General features: G+C 74.4%; 10 protein-coding genes. 3 read left to right on the plus strand and 7 right to left on the minus strand.

Features of this window, described 5'->3' with window-relative positions:
- Positions 1-3: 3 nt before the first annotated feature.
- Together B1205_RS32610 and B1205_RS32615 are read right to left on the minus strand one after the other, a co-directional pair.
- The gene (locus B1205_RS32610) at positions 4-726 is read right to left on the minus strand and encodes an ABC transporter substrate-binding protein (protein WP_369597320.1); all 723 of its coding nucleotides are present in this window, start codon (positions 724-726) and stop codon (positions 4-6) included.
- A complete protein-coding gene (locus tag B1205_RS32615; RefSeq protein WP_254910274.1) occupies positions 645-1,724 on the minus strand; it encodes an ABC transporter substrate-binding protein in 1,080 nt (359 codons plus the stop codon). The genes B1205_RS32610 and B1205_RS32615 overlap by 82 nt, the downstream gene beginning before the upstream one ends.
- Before the next feature lie 517 nt (positions 1,725-2,241).
- Here B1205_RS32615 and B1205_RS28240 point away from each other — a divergent pair.
- Together B1205_RS28240 and B1205_RS28245 are read left to right on the plus strand one after the other, a co-directional pair.
- Positions 2,242-3,084, plus strand: a complete 843-nt coding sequence (locus tag B1205_RS28240; protein ID WP_441338590.1) for an aminotransferase class V-fold PLP-dependent enzyme — start codon at positions 2,242-2,244, stop codon at positions 3,082-3,084.
- Entirely contained in the window at positions 3,081-3,275 is a 195-nt protein-coding gene (locus B1205_RS28245) for a hypothetical protein (protein ID WP_140158161.1), read from the plus strand. Before B1205_RS28240 ends, B1205_RS28245 begins: the two co-directional genes overlap by 4 nt.
- 45 nt (positions 3,276-3,320) lie before the next feature.
- Here the strand turns inward: B1205_RS28245 and B1205_RS28250 are convergent, their stop codons facing one another.
- From B1205_RS28250 to B1205_RS28260, 3 genes are read right to left on the minus strand one after another with little or no spacing between them, the layout of a single operon-like run.
- Complete coding sequence (locus tag B1205_RS28250) at positions 3,321-4,007, minus strand: class I SAM-dependent methyltransferase (RefSeq protein WP_176308845.1); 687 nt, start codon at positions 4,005-4,007, stop codon at positions 3,321-3,323.
- A 53-nt stretch (positions 4,008-4,060) separates the two neighbouring features.
- Complete coding sequence (locus B1205_RS28255; RefSeq protein ID WP_089158374.1) at positions 4,061-4,912, minus strand: ABC transporter permease; 852 nt, start codon at positions 4,910-4,912, stop codon at positions 4,061-4,063.
- Positions 4,909-5,889 carry an ATP-binding cassette domain-containing protein gene (locus B1205_RS28260; RefSeq protein ID WP_254910275.1) on the minus strand — a complete coding sequence of 327 codons (981 nt, stop codon included), beginning with the start codon at positions 5,887-5,889 and terminating at the stop codon, positions 4,909-4,911. The genes B1205_RS28255 and B1205_RS28260 overlap by 4 nt, the downstream gene beginning before the upstream one ends.
- Before the next feature lie 273 nt (positions 5,890-6,162).
- Between B1205_RS28260 and B1205_RS28265 the strand changes: the two genes are divergently transcribed.
- Positions 6,163-7,875 carry an ABC transporter substrate-binding protein gene (locus B1205_RS28265; RefSeq protein ID WP_176308846.1) on the plus strand — a complete coding sequence of 571 codons (1,713 nt, stop codon included), beginning with the start codon at positions 6,163-6,165 and terminating at the stop codon, positions 7,873-7,875.
- Between the two features lie 13 nt (positions 7,876-7,888).
- Here B1205_RS28265 and B1205_RS30170 read toward each other — a convergent pair whose 3' ends face one another.
- Together B1205_RS30170 and B1205_RS30175 are read right to left on the minus strand one after the other, a co-directional pair.
- Positions 7,889-9,019, minus strand: coding sequence for a Nif3-like dinuclear metal center hexameric protein (locus tag B1205_RS30170; RefSeq protein WP_176308847.1), 1,131 nt, complete (start codon positions 9,017-9,019; stop codon positions 7,889-7,891).
- Positions 9,016-9,905: hypothetical protein (locus B1205_RS30175; RefSeq protein ID WP_176308848.1), on the minus strand; the 890-nt coding region annotated here is incomplete at its 5' end. The genes B1205_RS30170 and B1205_RS30175, both read right to left, overlap by 4 nt.

Raw genomic sequence — 9,905 nt, forward strand, 5'->3', positions numbered from 1 at the left:
GGCTCACTCCACCGGCGCCAGCCACAGGTTGGTGATGTCGAAGAACTCGATCTGCGGCACGTGCACCGCGTTGCGCACCCGCCTGCCGTAGTAGCGGGAGGTCATCGCGGCGAACGACAGGATCGGCACCACCGGCAGGTCCTGCATGATGCGGGCGTCGATGTCGTGCCACAGCTCCTCGGCCCGCCGCTCGTCCGGCTCCTCCAGGGCGCGCTCAATCAGGGCGTCGACCTCCGGGTTGTGATAACCGCCGTAGTTCGTGGTGCCCGGCACGTCGTTGGTCTGGAACAGCGGCTGCACGATCACCCGGCCGTTGTTGCCGAACCAGTCCGGGGTGAAGCCCGGCTCGGCGATGTCCCAGTCGCCGCGTCGGCCGGCCTCCGGGTCGGAGAGCGCGGATCCGTAGTATTCCGCCTGGCTGAAGAAGCGCCACTGAAGGTCGATGCCGATCTCGGCCAGGTTCGCCGCCACCGAGTCCATCACCTTGCGGTGGATGCCGATCTGGCGGACCGCGGCGATCAGTGTCAGCCCGTCGCCGTACCCCGCCTCGATGAGCAGCTCGCGGGCCCGCGCCCGGTCGCCCCGGTGGCCCGGCGTGGCGTACGGGTCGAAGTCCTCCCGGTGCCCGACGCTGCCGCGCGGGATCACCGACCCCAGCGGCTCGTTCGGCGCGTCCAGCGCGTCCAGGATCTCGCCGATGGCGACCTTGTCGACGGCGTACGCGATGGCCTGGCGGACCTTCGGGNGAGCGCGAAGCCAGGGTAGGTGCGCGGCGCGGCGTCCTGCCCGGGCTTCGGGCGGTCCCAGGACACGGCGGTGTACGACCAGGCGAGGTCCACCTCACCGGCGTCCATCCGGCGCTCCATCTCGGGCACCGGCACGTCGGAGGCGACGGTGATGTGGATGGCGTCGACGTACTGGTTGCGGATCGGGTCGGTCTCCTTGCGCCAGACCGGGTTGCGTTCCATCCGGATCTCCATGCCCCGGTCCGCGTAGTGGGTCAGCCGGTACGGCGCGCAGGAGCGGGTGTTGCGGCGGAACTCCATGCTGTCCGGCAGGTACGCGTCGTACTCCACCGGCGCCGGCGCGGTGAACCCGGTGGCGAGGATGTTCAGGAAGTCGTTGGCCGGCCGGACGAGCCGGAACTCCAGCGTGTGGTCGTCGACGGCGCGCAGGCCCGCGATGTCGTGGCTGTTCTGGAAGTCGGCCAGGGCAGCCGCGGTGATCTCGGCGTCGGCGAACGCCGCGCGGTAGGCCGCGCAGTATTCGCCGTACCCGACGATGGTGCTGGTGAAGTAGGGCAGCGCGCCGGCGCCCGCCACCGGGTTCGGCAGCCGCTTGAACGCGCGCACCACGTCGTGGGCGGTCACCTCGCGCGGTGGGGTGGAGTCCCACAGCACCCCCGGCCGCAGCCGGACGGTCACGGTGCGGCGGTCGGCGCTGAGCCCGCCGTTGTCCAGCGTCGGCGTCTCGGCCGCCAGGTCCGGCATCGGGGTGAACGACAGCTCGGGGGAGGACAGGTCGTCGGTGGCCGGGTACGCGAAGAGGTGGCGCGCCAGCGCGCGCAGGATCTGCGCGGAGGTGGCGTAGTAGGCGCTGGCGGTGTCGATGTGGTCCACGCCCCCGGGGCCGACCAGCCGCAGGACACCCCCGTAGCGCGGGTCGTCGTGCTCGGGGGAGAGCCCGGTCGCCGGGCCGGCGAGGGGCTGTGCCGTGTCGGTCATGACTGTCGACCTCCATCTTCCGGGTGGACGGGCGTCGAGGGGCGGGCCGTCACCGAGTCTAGGCGTCCATCGATACGTTGGCTATACGATAGTGAACCTGACGGGTGCTCGCGTGGCCCCGTTCCCGAGCAGATCCTTGGGCGACTGCCGAAACAAATAGTTATTTCGGTGGTCGTCTCCCGGTCCCACGACGGAGGGAACCCCCGTGACCCAGGAGACCAGCGCGAAGAACGAGTCCATCGCCGCGGTGCTGGCCCGCCAGCGCACCGAGGCCGAGGCGAGCGCGGCGGCGGCGGCGGTCGGCGCGGCCGGGCGTCGCTTCCCCGAGGTGCCCGGCGGGCCGCTGGAGGACGAGGCGACCTGGCGGCAGGTGCGCGACCTCTTCACCATCGACCCGGCCCTGCACCACCTCAACGTCGGCACCATCGGCTCCGCCCCGAAACGGGTGCTGGAGCTGCTCAAGCTCGCCGACCACGACTTCGCCCGGCACCCCCGCGACCCGTACCCGCCGACCACCATGAACGAGCCCCGGGCCGTGCTGGCCGCGGCGTACGGCTGCGACCCGGACGAGATCGCCATCGTCCAGGGCGCCACCGACGGCAACTCGCGCATCCTCAACGGCCTCGACCTCGGCGAGGGCGACGAGGTCGTCACCACCACGCACGAGTGCTACACCATGCAGGCCCCGCTGAACCTGTTGCACAACCGGCGGGGCGTGGTGGTCCGCAAGCTCACCCCGAAACTCGGTCCGGACCAGTCCGCCGAGGAGATCGTCGAGATGTTCGAGGCGGCGATCACGCCGCGTACCCGGGTGCTCCAGTGGGCCGCGGTGACCTTCACGGTCGGCACCACCATGCCCAACCGGGCGCTCGCCGAGCTGGCGCAGCGGCACGGGCTGATCAGCGTGGTGGACGGCGCCCACCTGCCCGGGCAGTTCGCGCTGAACCTGCACGAGATGGGCGTCGACTTCCTCAGCGGCTCCGGGTCGAAGTACCAGTGCGGGCCGATGGGCACCGGCATCCTCTACGCCCGCAACAAGGTGCTCCCCGAGTACAACCCGCTGCCGCTGCCGACGTTCTGGCCGATCATCTCGCTGTGGTACCCGATCGAGGGCGAGTTGCCGCCGCGCACCACCACCCGCGAGCCGACGTACGACATCGGCACGTTGGTCCAGAAGACCGGCTCCGCCGACCTGTCCCGGGGGCCGGCGCTCCAGGCGGCCTGCGAGATCTTCCAGACCATCGGTCAGGAGAACATCCAACGGTACGTGCACGGCCTGAGCCGGCACCTCAAGNGCGGCTGCACTGCGGCATGGTGGCCTTCCAACCGTTCCGCGACCCGCAGCACGCGCTGGACATGAAGCGGTTCGTCGAGTTCGAGCAGCGGATGGAGGACGAGTACGGGGTGAACCTGCGCTTCACGTTCTTCCCGGTGCGCGGCTCCGACACCGAGCGGTTCGCCATCCGGCTGGCACCGCACCTCTACAACAACCGCGAGGAGATCGACCACGCCGTCGACTCGATGATCAAGCTGACCGAGGCGATGGCCTGAGCGTGCGGGGCCGCCCGGCCGACGCCGGCCGGACGGCCCACCCGGTCAGACCCGTACGCAGCGGAACGCCGCCCAGCGCGGGCCGTCACCCGGGCCGCAGGGCCCGGCGGTGTGGTCCATCCCGGCCAGTCCCTCGCTGAACTCGTCCAGTCGCAGCCCGCACAGTCGCAGCTCGCGCAGGTAGGTCTCCAGTGTCCGGTGCCAGGGCGGCGGCCCGGGCAACGCCTCGGTCGCGGGTCGTTCGCCCTCGCGGAAGTAGTCGGCGGTGCGCAGCCACCCGCGCCCGTGCGCGCTGCCGACGACCGCGGTGGCCATCGGATGCGGGACCGAGAGGACGAACCGGCCGCCGGGGACCAGGTCGTGCTGCACGGCGGCCAGCAACCGGGGCAGGTTGCGGACCTGGTGCAGCGCGCGTCGGGACACCACCACGTCCACCCGGGGTGAGCCGTCCCGCCCGGACCAACGGTTGAGGTCGCGCACCTGGACGTGGCCCACGCTCGGGTCGAGCAGCCGCCGGACGGCCTCGGCGCGTTCCTCGTCGGGCGCGACACCGACATAGCTGTGCGCCCCGCCGCGCAGCGCGTACGCCGTCAGGGCCGGGTCGCCGCAGCCGACGTCCAGCACCGCCCGGCCCCGCAGGTCGCCGAGGAACGCCAGGAGCAGCCGCCGCTCCCCGGTGGGATCGTCGTCGGTGGTGAGCGGCCGGTCGGACTCGGTGGTGGATGAGGACACGGCAACCTCCTCGGGACCGCCGGCCGGGGCCCGGCCGGACCGGATGGACGACGTCAGGTGTGGCGCCGCCGGTTGTAGAGCACCCCCGTGATCGCGCCGAAGACCAGGACGAGCGCCGCGCAGGCGACGGCGTAGGCGGTGAGGTCGCCGGCGGTCAACGTGCCCGCCATGGCGTGCCGCACCGCGGTCACCGCGCGGGTGACGGGATTGAGGCCGACCGCGGTCTCCAGCCAGCCGGGCATGGTGTCCGGGCCGACGAAGATGTTGCTGAGGAACAGCAACGGGAAGACGGCCAGACCGCTGACGTTCATCACGATCTCGGGCTTGGCGGCGGCCAGGCCGAGCGCCGTCCAGACCCACGCCAGGCTGAACGCGAAGATCACCACGAGCACGATGCCGACGACGACGCCCCGGACACCGTCCGCCGGACGGAAGCCCAGCGCCAGTCCCACCAGGACGGTCACGGTGGCCGCCACGGCGTACCGCACGAGGTCGCCGAGCAGGGAGCCGACCAGGACGGACGGCTGCCAGATCGACATCGAGCGGAACCGGTCGGAGACGCCCTTGCTGATGTCGACGTTGAGCGCCACACCGGTGTTCATGCTGATCATCACCACGGAGAGCACCACGATGCCGGGCAGCAGGTGTTGCAGGTATTCCCGGGTGGACCCGGCCAGCGCCCCGCCGAACAGGTAGGTGAAGACCAGCGTGGTCATCACCGGGAAGCCGACCGCGTCGAAGAGCTGCTGCGGATTGCGGCGGACCCGCACCAGGGCCCGCCAGGCGAACGCGAGCGACGCCGCCAGCGGGCCGGGGGGAGTCGGCCGGTCGCGGGACAGCAGTGTGGCGGCGACCGGCGCGTCGGCGGTCGACGGCGACGTCTCCGCCGTCCGGGTCGGGTTCATGCGACCTCCTCCTGTGCGGTGCGGTCGTCCTCCGCGCGGTGGCCGGTGAGGGCCAGGAACACCTCGTCCAGGCTGGGTTGGCCGAGGGAGAAGTCGGCGACCGGGATGCCGGCGGCGGACAGCTCGGCCAGCGCCCGCGACGCCCGGTCGGGGTCGGTCACCGAGACGGTCAGCGTGGCCGGGTCGCCGCCCGGATGGGCCGCGGCGGAGAGCACCGACCCGATCAGTCGCTCCGCCTCGGCCCGCTGCTCGGCGTCGCGCAGGCGCACCTGGAACGTCGCCGAGCCGACCGAGGACTTCAGCTCGGCCGGGGTGCCCTGGGCGATCACCCGGCCCTGGTCGATGACCGCCATCCGGTTGGCCAGCACGTCCGCCTCGTGCAGGTACTGCGTGGTGAGCAGCACGGTGGTGCCGGCCTCGACCAGGGCGCGGACGACGTCCCAGACCTGGTTGCGGCTGGCCGGGTCCAGCCCGGTGGTCGGCTCGTCGAGGAAGAGCAGGTCGGGCGGGACGATCACGCTGGCCGCGATGTCGAGGCGGCGGCGCATCCCGCCGGAGTAGGTCTTGACCGAGCGACCGGCGGCCTCGGCCAGGTCGAACGCGGCGAGCAACTCGTCGGCCCGGGCCCGGGCGCGCGGCCAGGGATGCCCCCGCAGGCGGCCGAGCAGGATCAGGTTCTCCCGGCCGGTGAGGTCCTCGTCGACCGAGGCGTACTGCCCGGTGAGGCTGATGCGGGCGCGCACCGCCTCCGCCCGGCGCACCACGTCGAGCCCGAACACCTCGGCGGTGCCGGAGTCGGGACGGGTCAACGTGGACAGGATCCGGATGGTGGTCGTCTTGCCGGCGCCGTTGGGCCCGAGGAACCCGAAGACGGTGCCGGTCTCGACCGCCAGGTCGACGCCGTCGACGGCCCGGGTGGTGCCGAACGTCTTGGTGAGGTGACGCGTCTCGATGGCCAGATCGGCGCTCGGGCCCACGGTCGTCCTTCCGGTCGGGTTCGCAGGACGGCCGCGCCCACGGGTGGGGTGGAGGCCAGGCCTCATGGGCGGAAGCCAGGCGACCCGGGCGGGTGCGGCCGCGACGCGGATGTTGACTAAAGGATAGTAACAGAGATCATCACACCGCGATGTCGCCGACACGCTGTGCCAGTTTCGGTTGCGCGCGGACGGTCACCCCGATCGACCAATCACTATAGATTATATATAGTGAACGGGCGTGACATGCGACGTGACGGCGGGAGGAGTGGCCCGATGTCCCTCGTGGACCGGCCCAGAGGCCTCGGCCGGGCGGGTCGCCCCGACCTCGCCGAGCCGGCGTACGGCGGCACCCTGCGCCTGCTCACCACCGAACGGATCGAGCCGCTCGATCCGGCCACCGCACACGGCCCGGCCACCCGGCAACTGCTCTGGGCGACCTCCCGGCAGCTCTTCGCGTTCCCGGCGGCGGCCGTCCTCCCGCCCGCCGACCGGTGCGTCCGGCCCGTGCCCGACCTCGCCGCCGAACTGCCCACCCGGGCCGGCGGCGCGGTCACCGCCGACGGTCTCCGATGGACCGTCCGGCTGCGCCCCGACGTGCACTGGGACACCAGCCCGCCGCGCCCGGTCACCGCGTCCGACGTGGTGCGCGGGCTGAAGCGCCTCGCCGGCCCCACCGCCCGCGCCGCCGCGCTCGCCCCGCTGGCCGACGCCGTCCTCGGCCTGGCCGACTACCACACGGCCGCCCGCCGGGCGGCCGCCGGCACCCACCCCACCGCCGCCGGGTGCGCCGAGTTCGCCGACCGGCACGACATCCCGGGCATCCGGGCCGTCGACCCGTACACCCTGGTCTTCCGGCTGTGCCGGCCGGTGGACGACTTCGTCCGGCTGCTGGCCGCCGCCGCCCTCGCCCCGGTGCCCGCCGAGTACGACGCGCACCTGCCCGGCGCCGCCGTGCCCCGTTCCACCGGCCCGTTCCGGCCGGTCGGGCGCACCGACCAGGGCGTGGTGCGGCTGGCGCACAACCCGGCCTGGAACCCCGCCGGCGACCCGCTGCGCGCCCGGTTCGTCGCCGGGATCGAGGCCCGGGGCGGCGTCGCCGCCGACGAACTCGACGCCGCCGCCCTCGGCCGCACCGTCGACCTGAGCTGGGCGCGGCACACGTCCACCGGGGCGGGTTCCGCCGTGAGCTGGGGGCTCGACGCGTACCTCGTGTTCAACCTGCGCGGGCCGGACCGCCCCGGCGGGCCGCGCCGGCACGCGGTCCGCCGGGCCGTGGCGCTCGCCGTGGACCGGCTGGCCGTGGCGGAGGCGCTCGCGGTGCCCGGGGTGCCGTTCCGCCTCCAGCACGGCCTTCTCCCGCCCGGCCTGCCCGGCCACCGGCCGTACGATCCCTGGCCGACGCCGTACCACCGGGGTGACCCGGAGGCGTCCCGGGACGCGCTGGCCGCGCTCGGCCCCGGCGTGCGGCCCCGGCTGCGGCTGCTGGTGCCCGACGACGCCCGCCGGCGGGAGGCGGCCGAGATCCTCACCGCCAACCTGGCCGCCGCCGGCATCGCCGCTCGGGTCACCGCGCACCGCGACGCCGACCTGCACGACCTCCTCCTCGACCCGGCGCACGGCCGGGCCGGGCGGTGGGACGTCGCGCTCTGCGACTGGACGCCCGAGGGGTGTGCCGACCCGGGCCGGGAGCTGCGGTCGATGGTCGTCGACGACGTGGCCGGCGGCCGGAACCACGGCGGATACCGTTCCATCCGGGTCGCGCGGCTGCTGGCGGCCGCCCGCGAAGAACCGGACCCGGTGCGGGCGGCCGGGCGCTGGCACCGGTTCGACCTCGCCGTGCTGCGGGACCTGCCGGTGGTCCCGCTCGTCGCGGCGGCCGTCGCCCCGCGCTCCGGTCGCTCGCCCCGGGTGCGCAACCTGCGCTTCCTGCCGCACCTGCAGCGGGTCGACCTGACCAACGTGTGGCTGGCCGACGACGCCGGCTGACACAGGGCCGCGGTCAGCACGACGCCTCCCCGGCCGGTCGTACCCCGTCGGCCCGGCCCGGTGCGACGTCCGGGCCGGTCGCGCCGTCGGCACCCGGGTGCGGCCCGAGCAGCGACCACCGGTCGGTGTCCCGCGCGGAGACCCGTACCGCCAGCCGGCCGCGGAACTCGGTGGCGAGGGTCCGCGCCACCACCCCCAGCCACGGCCGGACGGTGGCCCAACCGCCGGCGTCGAGCAGCACCGGCGGGCCGTCGACGGCGGCGAGGTCACCGGAGAAATACGCGTCGACGCCACGCGCCAGCGCCGCCCCGGCGAACCGTCCGCCCGCGCCCGCGCACACCGCCACCGTCCGCAGGGGCCGACGGGCGTCGCCGGCCACCCGGACGGCGCCGCCCCACCGGCCGGCCAGCTCGCCGGCCGACATCGCCCGGGGCAGCTCGCCCACCCGCCCGTACCCGTGCCCGTCGGGCAGCTCGGCCAGCTCGAAGAAATAGCACGCCGGCTCCTCGTACGGGTGGGCGTCGCGTACCGCCGTCAGCACCTGCGCCCGGCGGCTGCGCGGCAGCGTCATCTCGACCCGGGCCTCCGGGGCGAGGCTGACCTGACCCACCGCCCCGGTGGCCGGGCGCGCCCCCACCACCGGCACGAACGTGCCGGTGCCCGCGGTCCACCAGGCGCACCGGCGGTAGTCGCCGATCACCCCGGCCCCGGCTGCGGCCGCGGCGTCGACCAGCCGCTCCACCTCGGTGTCGGGCACGAACACCACCAGCACGTCGCGGGGGCGGGGGACCGGCACCAGCGGGTCGGTCGCGCCGAGCCCGAGGACGGTGGCCAGCGCGTCGGAGGCCCCGGGCCGGGCCACCGCCGCGTTGCTGTGCGCGGTGTACAGCGCGAGACCGGCCGCGTCGGCGTGCGCGACCGTCTCCGGTGCGGGCGGGCGGTGCGTCACCAGCAGGTCGGCGCCGTCGGCGTGGGCCTCCCGGACCGTCCCGGCGACCGCGTCCACGGCCAGCAGCACCCGCCGCAGCGGACCGTCCGGGTGGCCGTGGAGCAGACCCACCCGGTCGGTCGGCTCGGCCAGGTCAACGGGGTGCCGCCGGTCCAGCAGGGCGACCACGTCGCCCACCGTGGCCGGGGCGTTCACCGCAGCGCCCGCGCCAGGTCCCCGGCCGGGTCGTCGAAGACCAGCACGGTGCTCAGCACGCCCCGACCCCGGGCGATGACGGCCCGGACGTCCTCCGTCGAACGGGCGTGCGCCACCCGTACCCGGGCCGACCGGGACGAGTAGTCGGCCAGGACCACCACGGTCTTCGGCACCGGCGCCCGCCGGATCGCCTCGACGGCCGAGGCCAGGTCGCTGAAGGTCATCTCCACCAGCACGCACGCCAGCCCGCCGGCCAGGTAGCAGGACAGCTCGGCGAGGAGCTGCGCCTGGCTCTGCCCGTGCCGCGCCGGCAACCCCGACAGGTAGGCCAGCCCCGACCCGAACGGGTGCGGACGCAGGTGGGCGGTGACCTCCCTGGCAGCGGCCACCGCCACCGGCACCCCGGGCACCAGTTCCACCGTACGGCGGGTCAGCCCCACCCCGTCGAGCACGTCCAGGGTGTCCGGGTTGCCCTCGATGAGCAACGCCACCTCGTCCACGCCGGCGCGTTGCAGCGCGGTCAGCGCCGTGTCGAAGCCCCGGATCGTCCGGTCGTAGTCGGTGATGTCGTAGGGCACCACATGCCGCGTCGCCGCGGCGGGCAGCCGCAGGCCCGCCGCCGGAAGCGTGGTGTCGAAGGTCCAGTCGGTCGCGACCACCGCGCCCACCCGGGCGAGCGCCGCGCGCAGCGCCTCGGCCGTGCCGTACAGCTTCGGGCCGACGCCCAACGCGGCGACCCGCTGCGGCGGCAGCCCCGCCTCGGACCGCTCGGGCTGCCGGCGGCGGATCGCCGCGGCCCGGTCCACGACGAATCGCCGGGGGGTGAGGAAGTGCACCTCCTCCGGCGTGGCGGTGCTCGACAGGTGGCTGCCGGTGGCGCGGGGCC

It is taken from the genome of Micromonospora sp. NBS 11-29, assembly GCF_002140155.1.
Taxonomy (GTDB): Bacteria; Actinomycetota; Actinomycetes; order Mycobacteriales; family Micromonosporaceae; genus Micromonospora.

Coding starts and splice junctions, on each gene's coding strand:
- B1205_RS28255 (WP_089158374.1), bottom strand. CDS start 4,912: ATGAACCCGACCCGGACGGCGGAGACGTCGCCGTCGACCGCCGACGCG.
- B1205_RS28265 (WP_176308846.1), top strand. CDS start 6,163: ATGTCCCTCGTGGACCGGCCCAGAGGCCTCGGCCGGGCGGGTCGCCCC.
- B1205_RS28245 (WP_140158161.1), top strand. CDS start 3,081: ATGAAGCGGTTCGTCGAGTTCGAGCAGCGGATGGAGGACGAGTACGGG.